Source organism: Martelella sp. FOR1707 (assembly GCF_053484265.1).
On the sequence record NZ_JBAKFP010000006.1, the window covers coordinates 175,260 to 201,067 of the forward strand.

At 62.7% G+C, this 25,808-nt stretch carries 18 protein-coding genes and 1 tRNA gene; 14 read left to right on the plus strand and 5 right to left on the minus strand.

Annotated features, from left to right (window positions below; translation table 11 throughout):
• The first annotated feature begins 55 nt into the window (after positions 1 to 55).
• From tssC to V6765_RS17870, 11 genes are all read left to right on the plus strand, one after another.
• Positions 56 to 1,543: a type VI secretion system contractile sheath large subunit gene (tssC, locus tag V6765_RS17820; protein ID WP_448431224.1), complete on the plus strand. Its 1,488-nt coding sequence runs from the start codon at positions 56 to 58 to the stop codon at positions 1,541 to 1,543.
• Positions 1,544 to 1,550: 7 nt separating this feature from the next.
• The gene (tssE, locus tag V6765_RS17825) at positions 1,551 to 2,009 is read left to right on the plus strand and encodes a type VI secretion system baseplate subunit TssE (RefSeq protein WP_448431226.1); all 459 of its coding nucleotides are present in this window, start codon (positions 1,551 to 1,553) and stop codon (positions 2,007 to 2,009) included.
• 148 nt (positions 2,010 to 2,157) lie between these two features.
• Positions 2,158 to 3,948, plus strand: a complete 1,791-nt coding sequence (tssF, locus tag V6765_RS17830; RefSeq protein WP_448431228.1) for a type VI secretion system baseplate subunit TssF — start codon at positions 2,158 to 2,160, stop codon at positions 3,946 to 3,948.
• Positions 3,912 to 5,006: a type VI secretion system baseplate subunit TssG gene (tssG, locus tag V6765_RS17835; RefSeq protein WP_448431230.1), complete on the plus strand. Its 1,095-nt coding sequence runs from the start codon at positions 3,912 to 3,914 to the stop codon at positions 5,004 to 5,006. The genes tssF and tssG overlap by 37 nt, the downstream gene beginning before the upstream one ends.
• Before the next feature lie 2 nt (positions 5,007 to 5,008).
• Positions 5,009 to 6,493 (plus strand): type VI secretion system-associated FHA domain protein TagH, encoded by a 1,485-nt coding sequence (gene tagH / locus V6765_RS17840; protein ID WP_448431232.1) that lies wholly within the window; start codon positions 5,009 to 5,011, stop codon positions 6,491 to 6,493.
• Between the two features lie 4 nt (positions 6,494 to 6,497).
• Positions 6,498 to 7,064, plus strand: a complete 567-nt coding sequence (gene tssJ, locus V6765_RS17845; RefSeq protein WP_448431234.1) for a type VI secretion system lipoprotein TssJ — start codon at positions 6,498 to 6,500, stop codon at positions 7,062 to 7,064.
• A gap of 29 nt (positions 7,065 to 7,093) precedes the next feature.
• Positions 7,094 to 8,446: a type VI secretion system baseplate subunit TssK gene (gene tssK / locus V6765_RS17850; RefSeq protein WP_448431236.1), complete on the plus strand. Its 1,353-nt coding sequence runs from the start codon at positions 7,094 to 7,096 to the stop codon at positions 8,444 to 8,446.
• Positions 8,443 to 9,270, plus strand: coding sequence for a type IVB secretion system protein IcmH/DotU (gene icmH / locus V6765_RS17855; protein ID WP_448431238.1), 828 nt, complete (start codon positions 8,443 to 8,445; stop codon positions 9,268 to 9,270). The genes tssK and icmH overlap by 4 nt, the downstream gene beginning before the upstream one ends.
• A 15-nt stretch (positions 9,271 to 9,285) precedes the next feature.
• Positions 9,286 to 11,982 carry a type VI secretion system ATPase TssH gene (gene tssH / locus V6765_RS17860; RefSeq protein WP_448431240.1) on the plus strand — a complete coding sequence of 899 codons (2,697 nt, stop codon included), beginning with the start codon at positions 9,286 to 9,288 and terminating at the stop codon, positions 11,980 to 11,982.
• A 2-nt stretch (positions 11,983 to 11,984) separates the two neighbouring features.
• Entirely contained in the window at positions 11,985 to 13,589 is a 1,605-nt protein-coding gene (locus V6765_RS17865) for a sigma-54 interaction domain-containing protein (protein ID WP_448431242.1), read from the plus strand.
• Positions 13,590 to 13,592: 3 nt separating this feature from the next.
• Complete coding sequence (locus V6765_RS17870) at positions 13,593 to 14,474, plus strand: type VI secretion system-associated protein TagO (RefSeq protein WP_448431244.1); 882 nt, start codon at positions 13,593 to 13,595, stop codon at positions 14,472 to 14,474.
• 97 nt (positions 14,475 to 14,571) lie between these two features.
• Here the strand turns inward: V6765_RS17870 and V6765_RS17875 are convergent.
• Positions 14,572 to 14,646, minus strand: a tRNA-Gln gene (locus tag V6765_RS17875).
• Between the two features lie 442 nt (positions 14,647 to 15,088).
• Here V6765_RS17875 and V6765_RS17880 point away from each other — a divergent pair.
• Complete coding sequence (locus tag V6765_RS17880; RefSeq protein ID WP_448431246.1) at positions 15,089 to 15,991, plus strand: MBL fold metallo-hydrolase; 903 nt, start codon at positions 15,089 to 15,091, stop codon at positions 15,989 to 15,991.
• Here the strand turns inward: V6765_RS17880 and ppdK are convergent.
• The 4 genes from ppdK to V6765_RS17900 all read right to left on the minus strand — a co-directional run bounded on the left by ppdK (position 15,973) and on the right by V6765_RS17900 (position 23,879).
• Positions 15,973 to 18,648: a pyruvate, phosphate dikinase gene (gene ppdK, locus V6765_RS17885; RefSeq protein WP_448431248.1), complete on the minus strand. Its 2,676-nt coding sequence runs from the start codon at positions 18,646 to 18,648 to the stop codon at positions 15,973 to 15,975. The two genes, V6765_RS17880 and ppdK, sit on opposite strands and share 19 nt — an antisense overlap.
• 170 nt (positions 18,649 to 18,818) lie before the next feature.
• Positions 18,819 to 22,280 carry a chromosome segregation SMC family protein gene (locus V6765_RS17890; protein ID WP_448431250.1) on the minus strand — a complete coding sequence of 1,154 codons (3,462 nt, stop codon included), beginning with the start codon at positions 22,278 to 22,280 and terminating at the stop codon, positions 18,819 to 18,821.
• Positions 22,281 to 22,586: 306 nt separating this feature from the next.
• A complete protein-coding gene (locus tag V6765_RS17895) occupies positions 22,587 to 23,249 on the minus strand; it encodes a DsbA family protein (RefSeq protein ID WP_448431252.1) in 663 nt (220 codons plus the stop codon).
• A 120-nt stretch (positions 23,250 to 23,369) separates the two neighbouring features.
• Positions 23,370 to 23,879, minus strand: a complete 510-nt coding sequence (locus V6765_RS17900) for a DUF721 domain-containing protein (RefSeq protein ID WP_448431525.1) — start codon at positions 23,877 to 23,879, stop codon at positions 23,370 to 23,372.
• A gap of 101 nt (positions 23,880 to 23,980) precedes the next feature.
• Between V6765_RS17900 and mutY the strand changes: the two genes are divergently transcribed.
• Both mutY and V6765_RS17910 read left to right on the plus strand, forming a co-directional pair.
• Positions 23,981 to 25,051, plus strand: a complete 1,071-nt coding sequence (gene mutY / locus V6765_RS17905; RefSeq protein WP_448431254.1) for an A/G-specific adenine glycosylase — start codon at positions 23,981 to 23,983, stop codon at positions 25,049 to 25,051.
• Entirely contained in the window at positions 25,041 to 25,655 is a 615-nt protein-coding gene (locus tag V6765_RS17910; RefSeq protein WP_448431255.1) for an HAD family hydrolase, read from the plus strand. Before mutY ends, V6765_RS17910 begins: the two co-directional genes overlap by 11 nt.
• Positions 25,656 to 25,808 lie beyond the last annotated feature (153 nt).

Consider the following 25,808-nt stretch of genomic DNA (forward strand, 5'->3'; position numbering starts at 1 on the left):
CGGAATGCAGTTTGACCTGCCGAAATCATCGGCGCGTAGTTCGGAGTTGAAAAACATGGCCCAATCAGGTGCTGCTCTCAAGGAAAAGTCCGGCGAAACACAAAGCTTCTCGCTTCTGGACCAGATCATGGAAGAAACCCGGATCCGTCCGGATGATACGGAAACCTATTCCATCGCGCGCAAGGGCATGGAAGCGTTCATCGCCGACATGCTCTCAAGCCGCAAACCCGGCGAGCGTATCAATCGCGTTCTCGTCGACCAGATGATTGCCCAGCTTGACGAGAAAGTTTCGCGGCAGGTTGACGAAATCATTCACGACAAGGGATTTCAGGAAATGGAGTCGGCCTGGCGCGGGCTGAAGCTTCTGATCGACCAGACGGATTTCCGTGAAAACATCAAGATCGACCTGCTGCCGGTTTCCAAGGAGAAGCTGCTGGAGGATTTCGAGACCGCGCCGGAAGTGGTGCAGTCCGGTCTCTACAAGCACATCTACTCCTCCGGCTACGGCCAGTTCGGCGGCGAGCCCGTCGGCGCGATGATCGCCAATTACGATTTCGGCCCCGGCGCACGCGACGTCAAGCTGTTGCAGTTCGTTGCCTCAGTTGGCGCCATGGCGCATGCGCCGTTCATAGCGGCCGCCTCTCCGGAGATGTTCGACGTTGATGAATTCGTCGATCTGCCGGCGCAGAAGGACCTGTTCTCGATCTATGAAGGTCCGCGCTTCCGCAAGTGGATGGGCTTCCGCCAGAGCGAGGATTCCCGCTATGTCGGCCTGACCTGCCCGCGTTTCCTGCTGCGTCAGCCCTATGATGCGGAGGAAAATCCGGTCAAGAGCTTCGTCTATTCGGAAAGCGTGACCGACGACCACGAGCATTATCTGTGGGGTAACACCTCCTTCGTGCTCGCCACGCGGCTGACCGAAAGCTTTGCAAAATACCGCTGGTGCCCGAACATCATCGGCCCGCAGTCGGGCGGCGCGGTCTATGATCTGCCTGTCCATGTCTACGAGGCCTTCGGGCAGCTTGAGGAAAAGATCCCGACCGAGATTCTGATTACCGACCGGCGCGAATATGAACTCGCCGAGGAAGGCTTCATCGCGCTGACCATGCGCAAGGGGTCGGATAACGCCGCCTTCTTCTCGGCCAATTCCGTTCAGAAGCCGAAAATTTTCCAGAACACCAAGGAAGGCAAGGCCGCCGAGACCAACTACAAGCTCGGCACGCAACTGCCCTACATGATGATCATCAACCGGTTGGCGCATTACATCAAGGTGCTGCAGCGCGAGCAGATCGGCAGCTGGAAGGAGAAGGAAGACCTTGAGCGCGAGCTCAATGTCTGGCTCAAGCAATATGTCGCCGATCAGGAGAACCCGCCTTCGGATGTGCGTTCGCGTCGTCCGCTGCGCGCGGCAAGCGTCGAGGTTTCCGATGTCGAGGGCGATCCCGGCTGGTATCAGGTCACGCTGAAGGTCCGTCCGCACTTCAAATATATGGGCGCCAATTTCGAACTGTCCCTGGTGGGCAAGCTCGACAAGGACGACTAGATCGGCCATGCGAGGGGACCGCGAACACGATATCCGGGACAGCATCGATCGCCGGTCGGCTGGCAGCCTGTTCGAGCGCCTTGTGCTGGATGAGGAGAATATGGCGATCGAACGTACGGACGATGCCGCCTCGGCAACCGTGCGTTCGATCAAACGCCACCTTATCCGCCTGCTCAATGCGCGCAGCGGCGCGTCCCAGTCCGCCCCCGGCCTCGGTCTTGCCGATTTCAACGAGTCGTCGATCGAATCCAATGACCTGACCCGGCATATCGCAGCGTCGATCCGCGATTGCATCAACACCTTTGAACCGCGTGTCGAGGTCAAGGCCGTCGAGTGCATGCACGATCCGGATCGGCCGTTGGATCTGAAATTCAGAATCCAGGCGCTGGTGCCGGCGAAATCGCGGCAGGAACTGGTCGAGATCGATTTGCTGATGCGAGACGGACACGCCACGCAAATTATCTAGAACGCGTCCGGGAGGCCGCGCTCTTGCGGGAGGACAATGCCTGAAGATCGCCATGGCGGACGGACCTGCTCGAAGAGAGAGAAGCAGTTCGCCAGCGCGTCCTGATGGCATGCCGAAACAGTAATGTAAGTAGTTGCAGGAGCCAGAATTGGCAAACTCGGCGCGCTCACGCTATTTTCAGGACGAACTGACCTATCTGAAGGAAAGCGGTCGGTTCTTTGCTGAAAACAATCCCAAACTCGCTCGGTATCTTTCCGAACAGTCGACGGACCCCGATGTCGAGCGTCTGCTTGAGGGGTTTGCGTTTCTGACGTCGCGGCTCCGGGAGAAGCTGGATGACGAACTGCCGGAACTCACCCATTCCGTCGTCAATCTGCTGCTGCCGAATTTCCTCCGGCCGTTTCCCTCCACGGCGCTGATGAAGCTTACGCCGCAGGAAAAGTCTATCACCGAACGGCAAGTCGTGCCGCACGGCACGATCATCCTGTCGCGGCCGGTATCCGGTACGGTCTGCCCGTTCCGAACAACGTCCGAAACCCATGTCTATCCGCTCGAAATCGCCGAGCAATATCTTGAGCGATCGCGACAGTCGACCACGCTGCATATCGATTTCGAAACGCTGTCCGGTCTGCCGCTCGGCATGATCGATCTCCGCGATCTGCGGCTTTGGTTTGCCAGCGGCGATCACACCGCGCAGATGCTTTACCTGTGGTTCGGGCGTTACCTGAAATCCATCGACATCACGGTCACGGGCGGAGAAGGCGGCGGTCGAACCGTGTCCTTTCCACTGCGGAACGTCCAGCCCGGCGGTTTCGCGGCGAACGAGGCGATACTGCCGTCAGGCAATACAGCCTACGAAGGCTATCGCCTGCTGCAGGAGTACTTCGTATTTCCGGAGAAATTCCAGTGCTTCGATCTTCTCCGCTTCGGCGAAAACCTCGGCAATGAAAGCGGCATGACATTTCGCCTTTCGGTTCAGTTCGAGCGTCCCCTTCCTCCAGATGTAAAGGTGCGCCCGGACACCGTGCAACTCTATTGCACGCCGGCCGTCAACCTGTTCCGTCATGATGGCGAGCCGATGAAGGTCGATCATCGCCGGCTTCACTATCCCCTGCGACCATCCTCCAATGGCGACGGCGCCAAGGCAATCTTTTCGATCGACCGGGTGGTGAGCTGGCGTTCCGAGGGCGAACCAGCAACCGGTCAGCATCTGCGTGAATATCCGGCCTTCGAATCCTTTCATCACGAGGTCGAACGCCAGCAGAACCTGACGCAGATCTACTACCGGCTCAGAATGCGGGAGTCGTTGAAACAGGCCGGCGCCGATCACCTCATTTCCTTCGTCCGGCACGACAATTCCAGCGCCGTGCCGGATTTCGAGGTGGTTTCAGCGGAGCTGAGCTGCTTCAACGCCCGCCATGCGCGCGAACTCGGCGGCGGCGATATCTGCGTGATGACCGAGGATACGCCCGCCTTTGTCGACTTTCGCAATCTGCGTCAGCCGACTGCTCCAATCTACCCGCCGCTCGATGGCTCGCTCTATTGGACGATGATCTCCAATCTTGCGCTGAATTACGTGTCGCTTCTCGACAAGGATGCACTTGGCGCGGTGATCGCGATCTACGATTTTCAGGCCTATGCCGATCGCCGCGCCGAGCGCACCAGCCGCCAGCGCATGGATGGCATCCGCGCGATCGACACCAAGCCTTTCGACAAGCTGTTTCGCGGCCAGCCCATCCGCGGACTTCTGACGCGCATGACTATCCGGGAGTCGTGCTTTCAGAGCGAGGGCGACATGTACCTGTTCGCCAGCGTGCTTGCGGAATTCTTCACCCTTTATGCCAGCATCAACTCCTTCCACGAGCTCATCGTGGAGGGCGAGGAAAACAACGAGGTTTACCAATGGCCAGCGAAGACAGGCCGGCAGCCGATCATCTGACGGACCTTCTGGTCCGCGATGCGCGCGCCTGGTCTTTCTTCCAGGCGGTCGAGCAGACGCAACGCGCTTTCGACGACGGGACGGAGGTGGGAACCCACCTGCTTCCGACAGACGAGAAGATCGTCTTCAGCGTCGACAACCGCCTCGGCTTTCCGGTTTCCGATATCAACGATATCGTTCTGGAGGACACGCCGCCGGTCGATGATCGCAGCACCGATGACAAGAAAGAAACGCCCCCGGGTAGACGGCGCGGCCGGTTCCGCATGGAAGTGACGTTTCTCGGCCTCCATGGCGCAGGCTCCCCCCTGCCCTCCTACTATCAGGAAACGGTTGCCCGCTATGATGCCGAGGGCTCCCTGCTCAAGGGCTTCTTCGATTTCTTCCACAACCGGCTTGTCGGGCTGATGCATCGCACGATGCGCAAATACCGCTATTATGTGCGCTACAAGCCGGGCGCGATAGACGATTTTTCCCAGGCGATGTTCTGCCTGTTCGGCCTTGCCGACCGGGAAGCGCGCGAGTTGTCGCCGATCAACTGGGCCAGGCTCCTGACCTTTACCGGCCTGCTCGCCTCGCGCAACAGATCGCCACAGGTCGTGTCTTCCGTCGTGGCTCATGCCTTCTTCCATCCGGACGTCGAGGTCGAGGAATGGATCCGGCGCAAGGTCGACATTCCCGCCGAGCAGCAATTCTCTCTTGGCCAGTTGAACGCGGTCCTGGGCGAAAGCGCCGTCATCGGCGACCGCGTTCCCGACATCGCCTCGAAATTCAACGTTTACCTGAAAAATCTCGGTTTCCACCGTTTCCAGGAATTCCTGCCGCGCGGCAGCAGCCATGAGGCGCTGAAACAGCTCATCGAGTTCATGCTGCGTGACCAGCATGCCTATGACATCAAGCTCGGCCTTGCAGCCGGTGAGGCCAGGCCGCTCTGCCTGCACGCAAACGAAGACATCTCACCGGCAGAGGCCGATGGCTATCGCTCGCATCTCGGCTGGTCCTCCTTTCTGGGCGTCGGCGAGGCCAGCCGCCGCGATGTCCGCGTGACGGGGAGGCTTTGACAATGCGCCTAATCCTCGCCGTCAACAACACCATCAATCTGGAAAGCGGCATCGTCGCCACCGCCGTCTTTACCGAGCATGGCGGAACCATCGGCTCGGCAGAGGATGCCGGCTGGCGCCTTGCAGATCGCGCCGGCACCGTCAGTCCGCATCATGTCCGCATATACCTTCAGGACGGCCACTTCTGCGCCACGCCCCTGAATGATGAAGGGATGGTGATCAACGGTTCTTCGCGGCCGCTCCCGACAGGCACCGCGTTTTCGATCTCCGACGGCGACCGATGGAAGATCGGCGACTTCGATGTCTCCGTCTATCTCTCGGCCGAAACGGCGGGACGCAGAGGCAAGGGTGAGAGCTTTCAGGGCTGGGAAGAGCGTTTTTCCGCCGTGGAAACGATCATCCCCGGCACGCTCAAGGGCGAAAATCCCGATGAGCAGATCAATGCCGCCGCACTGCTTGCCGATGCCTCGGACGCTGACGACGGCGGAAGCGACTTTTTCGAACGCGACGAAACCGATCTCGACGAGGGGATCGATCCGGTGACGCATCTCGACCGAACCGCAAGCAGGGAGATGGATTTGTCCAACGACCCGGTCGTTCTGTTCGACAGCCAACGAGGAATGAGAGCCATGCCAGACAAGAAAGATCTGATCGACGACCTGAGCCTCCAGCCGAAGTCGAGCAAGAAGGCGCTCGGCGTCGATGATCCGATGGCAGAACATGCGAATTTCGCAAGCCCTGGCGTCAGGAAGGAAGGCGAGGAGTTGGAAGACTATCTCGACGAGCTGGCAAACCGCTCCGTCGAGAACGGCCTTCAGGAGATACGCGAGCGGGAGGAATGGCCTGCCGCCGCCAGAACGGGACAGCTGGAAGAGGACGAGCAGGTCGACCACGTCGTGCTCCGCCCGTTGATGCAGGCCATGGGGCTGCCGGTGGCCGATATGCCGGTTCCGGAAGCGAACCGGCTCGCGCGCGAGGCGGGCGCCGCGCTGAAGACGGCCGTTTCCGGCCTGATGGCCATTCACAGCCTTCAGGGCGAGGACCGCAACAATCTCAGCGATACGCATCTGCATCCCGTCGAAGACAATCCGCTTCGTCTCGACATGAGCACCGAGGAGGCGATGCGCGACCTGTTTCTCGTTCAAAGCCCGGTCCATCTGAACGCCACCGCCGCCGTCGAGGAAAGCCTCGAACAGATCAGCGCCCACGAACAGGCAAGCCGGGTGGCGATTGATGCGGCCTTGGGCGCGGTACTGGCCGCACTGGCGCCGGACCAGCTGTCGCGCCGCTTCGCCCGTTACAAGGGCCATGCGCCGCGCGTTGGCGACCAGGATGCCTGGCACTGGCAGATGTACCGCCACTACTACGAAGAAATGAAGTCCGACCGCCAGCGCGGTCTCACCCGCATGTTCTGGGAAATCTTCCGACAGGTCTATGACCGCGAGATGCGCAGCAAGGCGCTCGCCGGCTTGGGAGAGGAGCGGTAGGCATATGTGTGGGTGTGGGTGTGGGTGTGGGTGTGGGCGTGGGCGTCGGCGTATTGCGTTTGTTGCGTTGCTGTTTGTCGTGGCCGGATTGTCGTCCTGCGGCATCCCGCAGGCGACGGGCAAAATCATCAAGGTTATCGCCAATCCCGACATTCCGGTCGGTAAGGCGACGGAGCAGCCGAGCACGCTCAACATGATGATCTTCGAAGAAAAGGGCGCCAATCGCGGCGATGACGGCCAGTCCCTGCCGATCGATGTGTGGGTTTTCCAGCTCTCCGACGACGGTCAGTTCATGCAGTCGGATTTCGAGTCGCTGACCAACGATCCGAAAGGCACGCTGCAATCAACCTATGTCGACATGAAGCAGGTCCAGGTCACGCCGGATCAGTCCAAGCCCATCGAAAACATCGAACTGAAAAAGGACACGACCTTCATCGGCATCGTCGCCGGCTATGTGAACTACCAGGACATCAACTGGCGCACGACCGTTCAGGTGAATGCCAAGGGAGAAACCTATCAGCTCTTCACCGCGATCACGCCAACGCAAATCATCACGAACCTGCACCGCTAGGCTTTAGGCAGAATGGATCGAAGCAAAAAATGTCATTGAGAAATCATGTTGTCTGGCGCGACGGGCTTTTTCTGAAACCCCATCATTTCCAGCAGCAACAGCGCTATATCGAATATCTGATCAGAACGCGGGTCGAAGGCGTCGACGCCTATCAGACCGGCCTGTCGAAGGTCGAGATCAGTCCCGAGAACCTGCTGCATGGCAAGGTCGTGATCGACAGTGCGCGCGGGGTTTTCCCGGATGGTTCCGTGCTCGACATTCCCGGTGAGACCAAGCCGCCGGCAGCACTTGATGTCAGCGGTCGCAATATCGTCGACCAGCGCGTTTATCTCGCGCTGCCGCTCAGGCTCAACGGCGTTCCGGAAATCGAGGATTCCGATCAGCCGCAATCCAACGTGCGCATGAGCGCGGTGCTGCAGGAGGTGCGCGACAATGCCTCCGCCGAAACCGAGCCCTTCGATATCAATGTGGCGCAATACCGCCTGCGGCTGATGCTCGAGGAGGAGGATCGCTCCTCCTATACCTGCCTGCCGGTCGCCCGCATCCGCGAGAAGCGCTCTGACGGCAGCCTGGTGCTCGACGATCGCTTCCTGCCGACGGCATCGGCGCTCGAAGCCACGCCGCAACTGAAGAAAACGCTTGAGGATTTCGTCGGCCTGTTGCAGCAGCGCGCCCGACAGATTGCCGAGCGGCTGGGCACGCCCGGCCAACGCGGCGTCTCGGATGTCTCGGACTTTCTCATGCTGCAGACCATCAACAGGCTGTGGCCGGAGTTTAGGCATCTCGCCACGGTTCAGGGCGTGCACCTGCGCGACCTCTATATGGTCCTGGCGAGAGCGGCGGGCGAGCTTGCGACCTTCACCCATGAAAAGCGAATGCCTGAAATGTGGCCCCCGTACCACCACGAGGAGCCGGCAATCTGCTTCGAACCGGTGATCACCTCATTGCGGCAATCCCTGACGGCGATCTTCGAGGCCAATGCAGTCGCCCTGCCGCTCAACAAGCAGAAATACGGGGTTTACACCACGCCCCTGCACGATCGCTCGCTGCTGAAGACCGCGATTTTCGTGATTGCCGTGAAGGCGAGCGTTCAACTGGAAAAACTGTCGCTGGAGTTCCCGGCGCAGACCAAGGTGTCGTCGATCGAGAAGATCCGCGAACTGATCCACGTGCAACTGCCGGGCGTGGTGCTGCAACGCCTGCCTGCGCCGCCGCGCCAGCTGCCCTATCACGCGGGGTTCACCTATTTCCAGCTCGATGAAAATTCTCCGGGTTGGCAATACCTGGAGAATGCCAGCGGCTTCGCCTTCCACGTGACCGGCAATTTTCCCGATCTCGAAATGCAGTTCTGGGCCATCCGCAATGAGAGGGCAATGACATGAGCGATTTGACCGAGGGCCAAACGGGCGTATTCGGGTCCGGCACGGATGTCGATGAAGCTCGGCTGATCGAGGCCACCGAGACTCCGGAAATGAAGACGGTTTCGGCAAGAACCTACACGCCGTCCCGTCTTTCGTTCCCGCTCCGCGGCAACAGCCTCAACAAGATTGTCGATGCCAGCCAGCCTTTGCTGGCGCTTCTGGCGCGTATTCCCGATGTCCGCAACTTCGACAGCGTCGATCATCTTCATCACGATATCAGCGCCGAAATCGAATCCATCGAATTGGAGCTCCACCGCGAGGGCTACGACCGGGCGACGATCCTTGCCCATCGCTACTGCCTTTGCACCGCTGTTGACGAAGCCGTCATGTGTTCGCCCTGGGGCCAGGATTCCGACTGGTCGGAGCGCAGCCTGCTTGCCCAATATCATTCAGAGACCTGGGGCGGCGAGAAATTCTTCATCGTGCTGGCGCGGCTGATGCGCGACCCGGAACGCTATATCGAACTCATCGAGTTTCTGTACCTGCTGCTCTGCCTCGGTTTTGAAGGCAAATACCGGGTCATGCACAACGGCCGCAGCCAGCTCGAGACCGTAATCCGCGAAGTCCACGACGCCATCCGCAAGGAGCGCGGCGATCCGCCGGAAGTGCTGACCTCGTTTCGCGACAAGGTCATCAGCAAGGCCCATATCATCCGCCGCCAGACGCCGGTGTCGCTGATATGGATCCTGTTTGCGATTTTGTGCATCGGCACCTTCGCCGCCTTCTACATCAGCCTGGGTCGCTACACGGATCAGGTTATCCAGCAATTGCAGAACATTCTTTAACGACGGGGAACCGACATGGCGCGTCTGGATATCCGGGCAATCATCGAAAGGCTCAACCGGGGCTCGCGGCTTGCAATCGAGGAGGCCGGCTCGCTTTGCGTGGCGCGGTATCACCGTGAAGTCACGATAGAACATTTTCTGTTCTGCCTTCTCGGCCAGCCCGGCAACGATATCCGCGTCATACTGCAGGAAAACGGCCTTTCGCCCGATCAATTGAAAGAGGCTGTTGAAGGCACTTTCGCGCGGCTGCGCCAGAGCGAGGCCGATCGCACGCCAACCTTCTCGCCGCTCCTCCTCGATCTGCTGCAGGACGCATGGATCGTCGCGTCGGTGCAATTGAAGGAACCTACGATCCGTTCCGGCGCCGTGCTGATCGCCATGCTGTCCGATCCGAGCCGCTATCTCGATTTCTCCTATTACAATATGCTGGAGACGCTCTCCGCCGAGGACATTCTCAAGCGCTTCGAAACGCTGACGGCCGGTTCGGTCGAAACGCAAGGAGCCGCAGGTTCCGGCGGGCAGGCCAGCGCAGCGGAACCCGATACATCCGACAGCGCGCTTTCCCGTTTTGGCACCAATTTCACCGAACTGGCGCGCAATGGCGGCATCGACCCGGTGTTCTGCCGCGACGCCGAAATCCGCCAGATCATCGAAATCCTGTGCCGGCGCCGCAAGAACAACCCGATCTGCGTCGGCGAGGCCGGTGTCGGCAAGACGGCGCTGGCCGAAGGTTTCGCGCTGAAGATCGCCGAGGGCAACGTGCCCGAACCGCTCAAGGGCGTTGAGGTCTGGGGTCTCGATATCGGATCGCTGCAGGCGGGCGCCTCGATGAAGGGCGAGTTCGAAAAGCGGCTGAAATCCGTGATCGACGAGGTGAAGGCCAGCCCCACGCCGATCGTGCTGTTTATCGACGAGGCGCATACGCTGATCGGTGCCGGCGGCGACAAGGGCGGCTCGGATGCCGCCAACCTGCTGAAGCCTGCGCTGGCGCGCGGTGAACTGAAAACGATCGCGGCCACCACGTGGAGCGAATACAAGCAGTATTTTGAAAAGGACCCTGCCCTCACCCGCCGGTTCCAGTTGATCAAGCTCGATGAACCGACCGTGGACGAGGCGGTCATCATTCTGCGCGGGCTGAAGGCAGCTTATGAGAAAGCCCACGGCGTCTATATCACCGAGGCCGCGCTGGAGGCCGCCGCCCGCCTTTCCGCCCGCTATATCACCGGCCGGCAACTGCCCGACAAGGCGCTCGATGTGATCGATACGGCCTGTGCGCGGGTTTCAGCCGCGCGTTCGGCAATTCCGGCGGTGCTGCAACGGCATGGCGAGGAGCGGGCCGCCCTGTTACGCGAGCGTGATGGGCTGCAGCGCGACAAGGCGCTCGGAACGCTCGACCCGGAGCAGAGCGAGCGCCTCACCATTGTCGAAATCCGTCTCGGCATGCTGGATGACGAAATCGGCAGGATGGAGAAGGAATTCTCCGAACAGAGCGAAATCGCGGGCGCGCTGCTGGAGCAAAGACGCAGCCTCCTTGGAACCACTTCAGGCGACGCCGCAGCCCCGCAGCCCGACACACATCAGCCGGTTCTTGCCGATGCTGCCGAACGCTTCAGTCGCATCGCTCTTGCCGACCGCCTGGTGCCCGTCGATGTGGGCGCTGCCGAAATCGCCGCCGTCATCGGCGACTGGACCGGCATTCCGGTCACCGCCATGGTGGCCGACGATTATCAGAAACTGCTGTCGCTGGCCGAAACCATGGGGCAGACGATCCGTGGTCAGGACCATGCGCTGAAGGCAATCGAGGAGCGGCTCAGAGCCTCCCGCCTCGACCTTCACCGCAAGGGCCAGCCGCTGGGCGTGTTCTTCCTCGCCGGCCCATCCGGCGTCGGCAAAACCGAAACGGCGCTTGAAATCGCCCGCCAGCTTTTCGGCGGCGAGCAGTTCCTGACCACGATCAACATGTCGGAATATCAGGAACGCCACACCATCTCGCGCCTCATCGGCTCGCCGCCCGGCTATGTCGGCTATGGCGAGGGCGGTATTCTGACGGAAGCCATCCGCAAGAAGCCCTATTCGGTCGTACTCCTCGACGAGGTCGAAAAGGCCGACGCCAACGTCCTCAACCTTTTTTATCAGGCCTTCGACAAAGGCGAACTTGCCGATGGCGAAGGCCGCGCCATCGACTGCAAGAATGTCGTGTTCTTCCTCACCAGCAATCTCGGCTCGGACCAGATCGAAAACTGGGTGACAATCGCCGAGGACGGCAAGACGCCATCGGCCGAGACCATGGCGCGCTCGCTGCAACCGGTCTTCGCCCAGCATTTCAAGCCGGCGTTGCTCGCCCGCATGCAGCCGATTGTCTACCTGCCGCTTTCCGAAGCGATCATGGCCGAGATCGTGGACATGAAGCTCGCCGGTCTGAAGGAACTCCTTGCCGACAGCCAGCGTATTGCCCTGACGGTCACCGACAAAGCCGCCGCGCGCATCCGCTCCATGTGCGGCTTCTCGACCAATGGCGCGCGCTTCGTCGACCAGATCATCCAGCGGCAATTGCTGCCGACCATTTCGCTCGAAATTCTGGAGGCCGGCCAACAGGGCATCGCGCTCGGGGCCATCATCGTCGACTACGACGAGGAGCACGGCTTCTCGTTCGAAACGATTGCGCGGGAAGAGGCGCGCGAGCGATCTCCCCAACTGGCGGATGGTGGCTGACGATGGAGGCTGTGGCTGGCGATATCATGGAGGCGAGCCTGCGCATGATGACGGCGCGCACCGATGGCCAGTTGCGCAGCCAGTTCATCAAGGCGGCGCTTGATATCCAGCCGGCCGTTGGCATGGCGGTTTATGCCGTCGACGCGACCGGACGCGCGCTAATGCCGCTTGCCAGCGACAGCACGATGCCGGCCGGCCGGTTGCCGCAGCTTGCTCTCGGGCTGGACAGAAGGCCGCCGGCCGCCATCCTCGCCATGCAGCGCCAGAATGCCTATTGCCATGGCAAGGCAACGTTCGGCGATGACGAGGCCTTGCGCAAAAGCCTGTTCGAAACCCATGGCCGCCTGCTGGCCTTCCGTCTCGATGCCGGCGTCAACGCGGACGCAAAAACCGGCTTCCGCCCCGGCGCGGGAATCGCCTTTTTCAACGTGCGCGCTCTTCCCGATACCGGTTTATCGCAAAAGGCGGCAGAGTTATCCTGGCTGTTTCAGGCCTTCATTGCACTGCGCCCGCTGATTGATGCCTTTGCAAACCGGGCCAACGACCAGACCGGCAAGCGCGCCGAGGACGGCTGGAAGCGGCTCGATGACGCGCTTGCCGAACGGCTGGTCGGGCAGTCACCGCAAATGGCCAATCTGCGCAGCCAGATCGCGCGCTATGCCGGCCGCGACTACGCCGTGCTGCTGGAGGGGGAAACCGGGACCGGCAAGGAACTCGCCGCCCGCGCGCTGCACCGCCTTTCGCCGCGCAAGGACAAGGCCTTCATCGCCGAAAACTGCGCCGCCATTCCCGAAAACCTGATGGAAAGCGAGCTGTTCGGCTACGAAAAAGGCGCTTTCACCGGTGCCGATTCCCCGCGCGAAGGCCTGATCAAGAAGGCCGATGGCGGCACGTTGTTTCTCGATGAAATGGGCGATCTGCCCCCTGCCCTTCAGGCCAAGCTGTTGCGGGTGCTTCAAGAGCGGAAGCTGCGCCCGCTCGGCGCCGACGCCGAGCAGGATGTCGACTTCCGGCTGATCACCGCCACCCATTGCGACCTCAAGGCCGCCGTCGGTCAGGGAACCTTCCGCGCCGATCTTTACCACCGCATCGCCCAGCTCGCGATCAAGCTCCCTCCATTGCGCGAGCGCGAGGGCGATATCGCCTACCTCGCCCAGTATTTTCTCGCCGAAATCGCAGCCCGTGAGGACGAGCCGGCGAAGACGTTCACCGCCGAGGCGATGGCCGAACTGCAGACCCACACCTTCCCCGGCAATGTGCGCGAATTGCAGAATTTTCTGCTGCGCTGCGTGCTGCTGGCCCGCGACGAGGCCGAGATTTCTCTGGCGCAGTTGCGCGAGGCGCATGCTTCGATGCTTGCCGGCGCCGCCCCTGCGGCAGCGAACGCCCCCGATGACGCAGATGCCGATCAAGGCGGGCTCAAGGAAATGGTCGGCAAGGCCGAGGCCGATATCCTTGCGCGTTGCTTTCGCCGCTTCCACGGCAATCAGGCGGACATGGCGCTGGCTCTCGATGTTCCGCGCCGGACACTGTCACGAAAGCTGGCGCGCTACGGCATTTGCGCCGGTGACGAAAGCATAACCGAAACGCAGAGGGAGGAGGTCTGAGCGATGACCGCCACACACACGAGGTTCGACATGAAGAAGCCGGTTCTGCTCTCCCTGATAAGCGGCGTTCTGCTGACCGCTCACCCGGCGGCCGCGGCCGACACCGTGGCGGTGCCAAAGGCGGGGCTCGATGCCTGCCTGCAAACCGTCGACCGGCTGAACCGGCTCGATTGTTTCGACAAGTTGCTGGGCACGCCGATATCGGTGCTGTCCGGCGGCTGGTCGCCAACCACTGCGCCTGCAAGCTCTTTTCACGAAAAACCGCCCATCGCCGCGCTGGCGCATGCCATGGAACAGGCGCGCATGGCAGGCGATGAGGGCTGGCAATTCCGCTATTCACGGGTCGGCTCCAACGATCTTTTAACACTGCCGGAACTGATGGCCGAAGCCGCCGCAGCACCAGCGGCCCCGCCACCGCCGGCCGAAAACGGCGCGCTGCCGGAAAAGAGCGCGGCCATCTACGCGGCGCAAAACCCCGGCGATCTGCTTCAGCCCGGCACGGCAAACGTCTACCTGACCATGCCCGAAACGCCGCCCGCCGACGCGACGGGACCCGCCGACCGCGCCATCCTGATGCTCTCATGCGAGGCCAATATCACCACCGCGCGCCTGATCCTCCCGCAACCCCTTTCGCTGGGTCCCCACACAATCGAGATCAGAACGGCGAGCGGTCGGCCGGAAACCGAGACCTGGCAGGCCGTCGCCGATGGCGCCGTGCTTATGAACGCCCGCGGCCTCACCAGCATCGCCGACATTACCCGGTGGCGCACTGCCCCGCGCATCCAGTTGTCGCTCGGCATCGGTAACGAAAACCGCGCTCTGCTGTTCGAAATGGGCAATCTCGCTGACATACTGCCGCCGCTACGCCGCGCCTGCCAGTGGTGACCTACCGATCCAGCTACACGACGCTGCGGGACACGATCTTTTTGAGCGGAAAGCGATGATCGAACGGAATCATACCCTCCCCATTTGAATATCAAATTGGCTGGGGTGGCTGGATTCGAACCAGCGCATGCCGATACCAAAAACCGGTGCCTTACCGCTTGGCTACACCCCAGCAAGGGCCCGCGGGCCGGGGCCTGCGGTGCGCACAGCCTCTTAGCAAAGCTCGCGCCGGGTCTCAACGTCTAAATCTGTCCGCCTGAAGAGATTCTGGATCATCAGGCGGTTAGCCTGCAGCGCCCGATGATCCAGCTCATTGTTTTGATCCATCTGCTGATCGAAAACCGGATTCCATTTTTTCGCCCCATGCGTGGATTCAAAAAGTTTGAGCCCCTTTGTGCATCCGAATGGGTTCGCAGAGGGCGCTCCGGCCGGCGACAGACACGGACGGCATTGAGCACCGTGCCTTGGTTCGCACGCTTGGAGCGCTCTGATGTTGGGCGACCCCATGCATCGTGTGTTCCGGAGTTTCATTCCGATCTTCGGGCCGGTGCTCTGGCCTTGCATTTTGCGCGCATGGTGTCAGACAGGCAGGGCAGAAGTTGAAGGAAATGCGAATGGGCATACCCGAATTCGATCCGGCCTATGGACGCGCCGTGCCGCTGGCGGAAGGCATTGCGCGGTTGACGGCGAACAATCCCTCGCCGTTCACTTTCTATGGCACGAACGGCTATCTCGTCGGCCGCGACGAGGTGGGCATCATCGATCCCGGTCCCGATATCGACGGACATCTGGCGCACTGGCTTGAAGCGATCGGCGGGCGCAGGGTGCGCTTCATCGCCGTCACCCACACCCATATGGATCATTCGCCGATGGCCCGCAGGCTGAAAGCTGAGACCGGGGCGCCGATCGCCGGCTTCGGTCCGCATGAGACCGCCCGCCCGCTTTTTGCCGGCGAGGTCAATCCCTTTGCCGAAAGCGCCGATAGCGCGTTTCAGCCGGATATCGTTCTCGGCGATGGCGACGCGATCGTTGCCGATAATGGCTTCGCGCTTCAGGCCGTGCACACGCCGGGCCACACCGCCAATCATCTCGCCTTCGCGCTTCAGGGCACGCCCTATCTGTTCTGCGGCGATCACGTGATGGACTGGTCGACCACGATCGTGGCCCCGCCCGATGGCTCGATGGGCGATTACATGGCTTCGATCGAGAAACTGCTGGAGCGCCCGGAAACCGTTTACCTCTCCGGCCACGGCGACACGATCCGCGATGCCAAGGGCGTGTTGCGGGCCACCCGCTCGCACCGACGCATGCGCGAAAAGGCGATCCTCGAACGGATCGCGACCGGAGACGAGACCATCGCCGAGATCGTCAAGGTGATCTACCGCACCACGGACCCAAAACTCCATGGCGCGGCAGCGCTTTCGGTGCTGGCGCATCTGGAAGATCTTGTCGAGCGCGGCCGGGTGGAAACGGATGGCGCGCCGATGCTCGACAACCGCTACCGGCTTTCCAGCTGAGACTGGCCGATCGTCGCCTGGGCGGCGGCAAGCCGGGCGGTCGGCACGCGGAAGGGCGAGCAGGACACATAATCGAGCGCCAGCCCCTCGCAAAAGCGGATCGAAACGGGGTCGCCGCCATGCTCGCCGCATATGCCGATCTGCAGATCGCCTCGGGTCTGGCGGCCGCGCTCTGCGGCCATGCGCATCAACTCGCCGACGCCGTCGAAATCCAGCGAGACGAAGGGGTCGCGCTCGATAATGCCCTTCTTCTGATAGGTGCCGATGAAGCCCGGCGCGTCGTCACGCGACATCCCGAACGTCGTCTGGGTCAGGTCGTTGGTGCCGAGCGAGAAAAAGGCCGAGGTTTCGGCGATCTTGTGGGCGCGAAGGGCCGCGCGCGGCAGCTCGATCATGGTGCCGACGAGATACTCGATCTCCATGCCGGCTTCAGTCATCACCTCGCGGGCAACCGCATCGATGCGTTCCTTCACATAATCGAGCTCGGCGCGCAGCGACACCAGCGGCACCATGATCTCCGGCACCACGGCCTCGCCGGTGGCGCGGGCTGCGGCAACGGCAGCCTCGAAGATCGCCCGCGCCTGCATTTCGGTGATCTCCGGATAGGAAATCGCCAGCCGACAGCCGCGATGACCGAGCATCGGATTGAATTCGTAGAGCGCATCGAGCCGATGCCGGAGCGCCTGCTTGTCCATCCCAAGCGCCGCCGCAACGTCATCGACCTCGCTTTCGGTTTTCGGCAAAAACTCATGCAGCGGCGGATCGAGCAGGCGGATCGTGACCGGCAGGCCGTGCATGATCGAAAACAGCGCCTCGAAATCGTCCCGCTGCATCGGCAGGAGCTGGTCGAGCGCGGCGCGCCTGCCCTCTTCCGTTTCAGCCAGGATCATCCGCCGCATCATGTGGATGCGGCCGCCCTCGAAGAACATGTGCTCGGTGCGGCAAAGGCCGATCCCCTCGGCGCCGAAGTCCCGGGCGGCGCGGGCATCGGCCGGCGTGTCGGCATTGGTGCGCACCTTCATCCGCCGCACATCGTCGGCCCAGACCATCAGCCGCTGGAAGTCCTCCGATAGCGCGGGCTTCTGCGTGGGCGCAGCCCCCTTCATCACCCGGCCGGTGGCGCCGTCGATCGTCACCTTGTCGCCGGCATGGAGCATGACGCCGCCAGTGCCGTGGAGGATATTGTCGAAACGGTCGACCCGCATGTTTCCGGCGCCGGTGACGCAGGGAACACCCATGCCGCGGGCGACAACCGCCGCGTGGCTGGTCATGCCGCCGCGCGTGGTCAGCACGCCGACCGCCGCCGTCATGCCCTGAATATCCTCCGGGCTGGTTTCGGTGCGCACCAGAATGACGCTGCGCTTTTCCGCCTTGGCGGCAATCGCTTCTTCGGCGGTGAACACGATCTCGCCGGTCACGGCCCCGGGCGAGGCCGGCAGGCCGGAACCGATCTGGGTGCCGCGATATTCCGGCCGGATCGTCGGATGCAGCATCTGATCGAGCGTGGCTGGATCGATGCGCATGATCGCCTCGGCGCGGCTGATCAGTCCCTCATCGGCCATATCCATAGCGATCCTGACGGCCGCGCCCGCCGCGCGCTTGCCGCTGCGGGTCTGCAGCATCCACAGCTTGCCGCGCTCGATGGTGAATTCCATGTCCTGCATGTCGCCATATTGGCGCTCGAGCCGCGCGGAAATCGTCACGAGCTCGCCGAATGCTTCCGGCATCAGCTTTTCAAGCGAGGGCTTTTCGCTGCCCGAGGCGATGCGCCCGGCTTCCGTGACGCTTTGCGGCGTGCGGATGCCGGCGACGACGTCCTCGCCCTGGGCATTGACAAGAAACTCGCCGTAGAGCGCGTTCTCGCCGGTAGAGGGGTTGCGGGTGAAGGCGACGCCGGTGGCCGAACCATTGCCGAGATTGCCGAACACCATCGCCTGAATATTGACCGCCGTCCCCCATTCGGTCGGAATATTGTGAAGCGTGCGGTAGGCGATGGCGCGCGCGCTGGTCCAGCTTGCGAAAACCGCCGCGATCGCGCCCCAGAGCTGCTCGAACGGGTCCTGCGGGAAGTCGCAGTCGAGCTCTTCGCTCAGCAGTTCCTTGTAGCTTGTGACAATATCCTCGAGCTGGCCGGCAGTCAGCTGGGTCTCTGCCTGGTGGCCAAGCTCGGACAACCGCTCCTCAAGAAGCTCCTCGAACACTTCCTGATCGAGCCCGAGCGCGACATCGCTGTACATCTGGATGAACCGGCGATAGCTGTCCCACGCAAACCGGGCATCGCCGGTGTCGCGGGCAAGCGAGAGCACGGTGTCGTCATTGAGGCCGAGATTGAGGATCGTGTCCATCATCCCCGGCATGGAAACGCGCGAACCGGAGCGGACCGAAAGCAGAAGCGGGCGGTCGCCAGAGCCGAAGCGGCGGCCGGTCGCTTCCTCGACGGCGGCGAGCCCTGCGGCAACCTCGTCCTTCAGGCCGTCGGGAAAGCTGCGGCCGTTATCGTAGAAATAGCGGCAGACATCGGTGATGATGGTGAGGCCGGGCGGCACCGGCAGGCCCATGCGCGCCATTTCGGCGAGCCCCGCGCCCTTGCCGCCGAGCCGGTCGCGGTCAATCTCGTGCTCATCTCCCGCGCCGAAGCCGTAAACCCAATTCGCCATGCATCCGCCTTCATGCGCCTTCCGGATCATCTCCACCATTTCCCGGAAAGCGCGAATTCCTCTTCTGCTGCGAGACGTTAGAGCATCGCGGGCGAAATGAGAATTGGGGACTTGCGAAAAAAGCAGCGCGAACGCCATTCTTTGGTCGATAGCTGAGGGCGAGACGGCTCTCAGACCTCCTCGACCAGTTTTTCGGCGGTCTGCAGGTCGACCGAAACCAGTTGCGAGACGCCCTGTTCGGCCATGGTGACGCCGAACAGCCGCTCCATGCGCGCCATGGTGATCGGATTGTGGGTGATAACGATGAAGCGGGTTTCGGTGGTTGCCGCCATCTCGTCCAGCAGGTTGCAGTAGCGCTCGACATTATGGTCGTCGAGCGGCGCGTCGACCTCGTCCAGCACGCAGATCGGCGCGGGGTTGGTGAGGAACACGGCGAAGATCAGCGCCATTGCCGTCAGCGCCTGCTCGCCGCCGGAAAGCAGCGTCATGGTCTGCGGCTTCTTGCCGGGCGGGCGGGCGAGGATTTCAAGCCCCGCCTCCAGCGGATCGTCGGATTCGATCAGTTGCAGTTCCGCCATGCCGCCGCCGAAGAGATGCACGAACAGCCGCTGGAACTGATCGTTGACAGCGTCGAAGGCGGCCAGGAGCCGTTCGCGCCCTTCGCGGTTAAGGCTCTGGATCGCGCCGCGCAGCTTGCGGATCGCCTCGATGATATCGTCGCGCTCGTTGACCAGAACGTCGAGTTGGGCCGAAAGCTCGCTCTGCTCCTCCTCGGCGCGCAGGTTGACCGCGCCCAGCCGCTCGCGCTCGATCTTCAGCCGCTCCAGCGCGCGCTCGACCGCCGCCGGCTCGGGAAGCTCGGCATCGGGAGCAAGGCCGGTCAGGCGGAAGGCTTCGTGGGGGGCAACTTCCAGCACCTCGGAAATACGCTTTTCCGCGCCCTCGCGGCGCTCGCGGGCGGAGACCAGCCGCTCCTCGGCGCGGCCGCGCTGCTCGCGCGCCTCAGCCAGATTTGAAAGCGCCTGGGCGGCAACCCTGTCGGCCTCGCGCTGGGCGGTTTCGGCCTCGGCCAACCGGTCGGCGGCGGCCTTGCGGGCCTCTTCGGCCTGCTCCAGTTCGCGGGTCAGTTGCCGGCGTTTTTCTTCGAATTCCTCCGGCGCTTCCTCAAGGGTTTCCAGCTCCGCGCGGGCTTCCTCCTCGCGCGCCTTCAGGATTTCGATCTGCGATTGCGCGCTTCTGGCGCGGTTCTGCCAGCTTGCCCGCTCCTGCCCGATAGCGGTCAGGCGGCGTTGGCGGGAATCGTTTTCGCGCAACAGACCGTCATGGCGGGCGCGGGCTTCGGCCAGTTCGCCGCGATGGCGCGCCACCTCCGCGCCCTGCGCTGTCAAGCGGCTTTCGAGCGCGGAGTAATCCGGCGCTTCGGCGAGTGCCGCAGAAGCATTCTCGAAGCTGAGCACGATATCCTCGCCCTGCGCCTGCAACTGGCTCAGCGTCTCGGCGGCGACATCGCGGCGGCGCACCAGTTCGCCGGACGCGCGCTCGGCCTCGGCAAGTGCTGCCCGGGCATCGACCACGGCGCGGCCCGCCATGCGCACCGCCTCGCGCGCTGCGGCCACAGCCTGTTCGTTTGCGCGAACGGTCTCGCCGGCCTCGGCCTGCGCCGCCTGGGCATCCTCCAGCGCCACCTCGGCCTCCCGGCGCTCCTCTTCCAGCGCTGCAAGCCGGTTCTTCTGGGAAAGCCGGAGGGCCGCGGCACTTGGGGCGTCCGCCCCTTTGATGAAGCCGTCCCAGCGATAGACCGCGCCCGCCTCGGTAACCAGTTCCTGTCCTGGCGCGAGCTTTACCATCAGGGTGAGAGCGGCATCGTCCGCGACAAGCCCCACCTGCCGCAGCCGGCGCAGCACGGCGGCGGGCGCATCGACGAGCGTGTTCAGCGCACGGCAGCCCTCGGGAAGCGCGGCGTCACCATCGCCATCGCCATTGCCGTGCCAGTGGGCCGGGGCATCGGCCTCCAGCGGCGCGTCGAGATCGTCGCCCAGCACCGCGCCGAGCGCGGTCTCGTACCCCTGCTCGATGCTCAGGATTTCGGCAAGCGGGGTGAAATCGCCGGCGGCCGCACTTGCGGCCAGCATCCTGTCGATCGTGCGCGCCTCCGTCTCGATCTCCGAAAGCCTTGCGCGCGCGGCCTCCACAGGCTGGCGGGTCAGCGCCTCGTTGCGACGCGCCTCGGCAAGCCGCTCGTCGGCTTCCTCGGCGGCGGCAAGCGCCTCTTCCTCAGCGACCGTCGCTTCTTCCAGCGCCGCCTGTTTTTCCGCCGGGTCCGGCAGGCCGGCAATGCGTTCGCTGATTGCGGAAAACTCGGATTGTGCGTCGCCGATCTGGCGCTCGATCCGCTGACGGCGGTCGGTGAGGTCCGCGATGGTGCGCTCAAGCTGGCTGCGATTGGCCGCCGCCTCGGCGCGCTCGGCGGTCAGTGCGGTGAACACCGCCTCGCTTTCGCCAAGCCGTGCCGCGGCCTCGTCCATCTTCTCGCGCGCCTCGGCAAGTTCCTCGCCGGAAAAGCCGAGAAGTTCGTTAAGCTCCGCCTCTTCCTCGTCAAGCCGGGCGAGGATGGCGCTGTTATCGGCAATCATCGCCTCCTCGCGGCGAATGTCCTCGCCAAGCTGGAGCAGGCGGCGGGAGAGTTCGTCGCGGCGCTGCGTCAGGCGCGAGGCATCGTCCTCAAGCTGGCGGCGGGCGATCTGCAGGCGTTGCAGCAGAGCCGCGGCCTTGACTTCCTCGTCGCGCAGTTCGGGCGTCTTCAACCCCGCGATCGCCTGCGCCTTGGCGGCTTCCATCTGCTGGTTGGCGCGCTCGGCAACACTCGCGGTCAACTGGTTGAGCGCGCTGGTCGCCTCGGCCTCCGCCGTCTTGGCATCGACCCAGCGCAGATGGAGCAGAATCGCGTCATGGGCGCGGATATCGGCCGACAGCATCTTGAACCGGGTGGCCTGCCGGGTCTGGCGCTTCAGGCTTTCGATCTGGCTGGTCAACTGCCCGGTGACATCCTCCAACCGTTCCAGATTGGTTTCGGCCGCGCGCAGGCGCAGTTCCGCCTCATGGCGGCGGGAATAGAGCCCGGAAATCCCGGCTGCCTCTTCCAGAAGCTGGCGGCGCGCCTGCGGCTTTGCCTGGATCAGCTCGCCGATCCGCCCCTGCCCGACCATGGCCGGAGACCGCGCCCCGGTCGAGGCGTCGGCGAACAGCAGTTGCACATCCTTGGCGCGCGCCTCCTTGCCGTTGATGCGATATTGCGAGCCCTGCTCGCGCATGATCCGGCGCGTGACCTGGATTTCGTCGCTGTCGTTGAAAGCGGCGGGCGCGGTGCGGTCGGAATTGTCGATGTGAAGGCCGACTTCGGCGGCGTTGCGCGCCGGGCGATTGCCGGAGCCGGAGAAGATCACATCGTCCATGCCCGAGGCGCGCATGTTCTTGTAGGAATTTTCTCCCATCACCCAACGCAGCGCCTCGACAAGGTTCGACTTGCCGCAGCCATTCGGCCCGACGACGCCGGTCAGCCCCGGCGCGATGATGAAATCGCTGGTCTCGACAAAGGATTTGAAGCCGATAAGGCGCAGGCGGGTGAACTTCATGGGGTGCCACCCCGAGGAGCGACCAGCGCGCCGCCGCCAACCGTGCCTGTGGTCGCCGCATAGCCCCCAAATCTTCTCGCCCCGGAGGGGAGAGATGTCGCGAAAGCGACAGTGAGGGGGGAGTCTTTCCTCTCGGTCGCCCTCACGATTGGATACGCTGCTTCACCCTCACTGCCCCTTTCGGGGCATCTCTCCCGCAAGCGGGAGAGAGTATTGGGAGCAAGCCGCAAAGCCAGATACATTCCCCCAAACACAAAAAAGCGCGCGCCATCGCAGGCGCGCGCCCGAAACTCTTCGAACGTACGGTCAAAGCATGCTGTTGATGAGGGCCGACATGGTGTCAACCGACATATCCCCCGCATATTTCTTTCCGTTGATCAGGAAGGTCGGCGTGGCGTTGACCCCGAATTCATCCGCACCGCGCGTTCTGACTGCATTAATGTCATCAAGCAGCTTCTGGTCCGTCAAGCAAGCCTGAAAGCTTTCCTGTGTAAAACCGGCAAGTTTCGCCATTTGCAGCATGGCGGCGCTGCCGTCTTCTGCGGTCGCCCAGGTGCGCTGCTGCTGGAACATCATGTCGATGAACGGCACATACTTGTCGTTCGGCGTGCAGCGGGCCAGCATGAAGGCCGCCATGGCGCGCGGATCGAAGGGAAACTCGCGGAAGATGTAATAGACCTTGCCGGTGTCGATGAAGTTTTCCTTGATCGCCGGGAAGGTCTCTTCCTGGTAGGTCGCGCAATGCGGGCAGGTCATGGACATATATTCGATGATCTTGACCGGTGCATCCGGCTCGCCGAGGGCGATATCGGGAAGGCTGCCGGGCTCCAGCGCCTTATCCATATCGACGCTGCCCTGGCTCTTCGGCAGGTCCTGCGCCATGGCGGATGAGAAGCCCATGGAGCCGATTGCCGCGCCGACAGCCGCGCCGCGCAGCAGGTTCCGCTTTGTGATCTCGAATTCAGGCATAGTCTCTACCTCGTCTGTTTCCCGTAACTCTCACTAGCGACCGCGGCCCGAATGTACAAGCCGCCCGCCGCGCCAAGGCTTCAAACAAATGTGACCTGAGCATGCTGAACGATGGCTGAATTAGCGGCGCCCCTTGCGCTTCTCGCTCATGACGCCGGCGCCCAATCGCATGATCGCTTTCCTGAGTGCCTCGGATTCGATGCCGGCGAGCCGCGCTTCGAGATCACGCTTTTCCGATGGCGAGAGCGTGGGCTTGGGACGACGGTTTCCGCCGAGCGGCTGCACCGGCTTTTGAACCACCCTCACCCGCTCGATCGCCACATAGCCGAAGAAGCCGTTGACCCGGTGGATCAGCTCGTCCTGGGCGTGGGTGAGAAACAGAACCCGCGCGCCCTCGCAGGCAATCGTCAGCGTTCCCGGTTTGAAACCGCCATCCTCCTCCGCGCCCGACCGTTTCGGCCATGCAATTTTCTCGGGTCGGGAGAATTCGGCATAGGTTTCGCCGGCAATCTCCGGCCAGGCATTAAGAAGCGCTGTGGAGATACCGGCCCGCTTTGCGAGAATCGGATCGATAAGGCCGTTGGCGACATCGGCAATCTGGCTGGCGCTTCTGGGACGGGTGGAACGCATCATGCTCTTTCAACAATAAATATGAAAACTGGCGGCAGATATTGCCCGTTCGCGCCCGGCACTGTACGCGATCAGGAGGCAAAGCGCAGCACCGGAATTTCATGGATCACTTTTCTCACGACCTGCTCACCTGGTACGACCGCCACCACCGCGACCTGCCCTGGCGGACCGGCCCCGGTGACCGGCTGAAGGGCGAACGAGCGGATCCCTATCATGTCTGGCTCTCCGAAATCATGCTGCAGCAGACCACGGTGCAGGCGGTAAAGGCCTATTACCAAAAGTTCCTCGCCCGCTGGCCGAAGGTCGAGGACCTCGCCGCTGCCGAGACCGACGAGGTCATGGCCGCCTGGGCGGGGCTCGGCTATTACGCCCGCGCCCGCAACCTGAAGAAATGCGCCGAAACGGTGGCGCGGGATCATGGCGGCGTGTTTCCCGACACGCTTGAGGGACTGAAAGCGCTGCCCGGCATCGGCGACTACACCGCCGCGGCAATCGCCGCGATCGCCTTCGACCGTCCTGAAACGGTGGTCGATGGCAATGTCGAGCGTGTCGTTACGCGGCTTTTTGCAATTGAAACGCCCCTGCCCGCCGCCAAGCCCGAAATCCGGTCATGGACCGCGAGGCTGACGCCGCCGGAACGTCCCGGCGACTTCGCCCAGGCGATGATGGATCTCGGCGCCACGATCTGCACGCCGAAGCGCCCGGCCTGCGCGCTCTGTCCGTTCCGCGGGCACTGTCTGGCGCTTGCCAATGACGACCCCGAACGGTTTCCGCTGAAAATGCCGAAAGCCGCCCGCCCGGTGCGTCGGGGCGCTGCCTTCGTGGCCGAAACGCCGGATGGTCGCGTGCTGCTGCGCACCCGGCCCGGCACGGGTCTTCTCGGCGGCATGGCGGAACCGCCGACCACCGGCTGGACGGCCCGCCAAGATGGCGCAACCGGCAGCGACGCCGCCCCCTTTAGCGCCGACTGGAGCCATGCCGGCGAGATCACCCACGTCTTCACCCATTTCGAACTGCGGCTTTCCGTCTGGCACGCGGTAACCCCGGAACGGCCCGTTGCGGGCGGACGCTGGGAAACCGGGCTTGGCGAAAAAGCGCTTCCCAGTGTAATGAAGAAGGCCATTTCCAAGGCCATTCCCGATGCATTCAAACGGAGACCCCATGACCGCTGAAATCCGCCATATCGTCTACGACATCGGCCAGGTTCTGGTGCATTACGACCCGCTGATCCCGTTCAAGCGCATCATCCCGGACGAGGAAAAGCGCAACCGGTTCTTTGCAGAAGTCTGCACCGGCGCCTGGAACCACGAGCAGGATCGCGGTCGCCCGTGGGCTGAAGCAGAGGCCGAGGCGATTGCCCGCCATCCGGAAGAGGCCGACAATATCCGTGCCTTCCGCGCCCACTGGCCGGAGATGATCCCCTATTGCTATGATGATTCCGTCGCGCTGTTCCGCAAGCTCGCCGCCTCCGAGCACGACGTCACCCTGCTGACCAATTTCGCGCCCGATACGTTCAGCATCTGCCGCGCACGCTATCCGTTTCTGGAGGAAGGCAGGGGCATCACGGTTTCCGGCGAGATCGGCATGGTAAAGCCCGACCGCGACATCTTCGAGCGCCACGCCGAGACCTTCGGCCTGACGCCGGAAGCAACGCTGTTCATCGATGACAAGGCGGAAAACATCGAGGGGGCGAAGACCGCCGGCTGGCACGGCATCCGCTTCATCGACGCGGCCCAGCTTGAACGCGACCTCGCCAAATACGGCATCACCGTGTGAAACAATTCGGGCCCGGCAGGGACCGGGCCCGTATACTGCGTCTTGGCTGGAGGTCATGACGCCTGCTGCAGGGTTTGCCTAACAACCTTTAAACAAAAATCCTAAACAAAATCTATATTTAGCTGCATCTTTGCTAATATAGGTTGTGCTTCA

Coding starts and splice junctions, on each gene's coding strand:
- V6765_RS17895 (WP_448431252.1), bottom strand. CDS start 23,249: ATGCCTGAATTCGAGATCACAAAGCGGAACCTGCTGCGCGGCGCGGCT.
- tssC (WP_448431224.1), top strand. CDS start 56: ATGGCCCAATCAGGTGCTGCTCTCAAGGAAAAGTCCGGCGAAACACAA.
- ppdK (WP_448431248.1), bottom strand. CDS start 18,648: ATGGCGAATTGGGTTTACGGCTTCGGCGCGGGAGATGAGCACGAGATT.
- tssK (WP_448431236.1), top strand. CDS start 7,094: ATGTCATTGAGAAATCATGTTGTCTGGCGCGACGGGCTTTTTCTGAAA.
- tssG (WP_448431230.1), top strand. CDS start 3,912: ATGGCCAGCGAAGACAGGCCGGCAGCCGATCATCTGACGGACCTTCTG.
- V6765_RS17870 (WP_448431244.1), top strand. CDS start 13,593: ATGACCGCCACACACACGAGGTTCGACATGAAGAAGCCGGTTCTGCTC.
- icmH (WP_448431238.1), top strand. CDS start 8,443: ATGAGCGATTTGACCGAGGGCCAAACGGGCGTATTCGGGTCCGGCACG.
- V6765_RS17865 (WP_448431242.1), top strand. CDS start 11,985: ATGGAGGCTGTGGCTGGCGATATCATGGAGGCGAGCCTGCGCATGATG.
- V6765_RS17880 (WP_448431246.1), top strand. CDS start 15,089: ATGGGCATACCCGAATTCGATCCGGCCTATGGACGCGCCGTGCCGCTG.
- tssE (WP_448431226.1), top strand. CDS start 1,551: ATGCGAGGGGACCGCGAACACGATATCCGGGACAGCATCGATCGCCGG.
- V6765_RS17900 (WP_448431525.1), bottom strand. CDS start 23,879: ATGCGTTCCACCCGTCCCAGAAGCGCCAGCCAGATTGCCGATGTCGCC.
- V6765_RS17910 (WP_448431255.1), top strand. CDS start 25,041: ATGACCGCTGAAATCCGCCATATCGTCTACGACATCGGCCAGGTTCTG.
- V6765_RS17890 (WP_448431250.1), bottom strand. CDS start 22,280: ATGAAGTTCACCCGCCTGCGCCTTATCGGCTTCAAATCCTTTGTCGAG.
- tssH (WP_448431240.1), top strand. CDS start 9,286: ATGGCGCGTCTGGATATCCGGGCAATCATCGAAAGGCTCAACCGGGGC.
- mutY (WP_448431254.1), top strand. CDS start 23,981: ATGGATCACTTTTCTCACGACCTGCTCACCTGGTACGACCGCCACCAC.
- tagH (WP_448431232.1), top strand. CDS start 5,009: ATGCGCCTAATCCTCGCCGTCAACAACACCATCAATCTGGAAAGCGGC.
- tssJ (WP_448431234.1), top strand. CDS start 6,498: ATGTGTGGGTGTGGGTGTGGGTGTGGGTGTGGGCGTGGGCGTCGGCGT.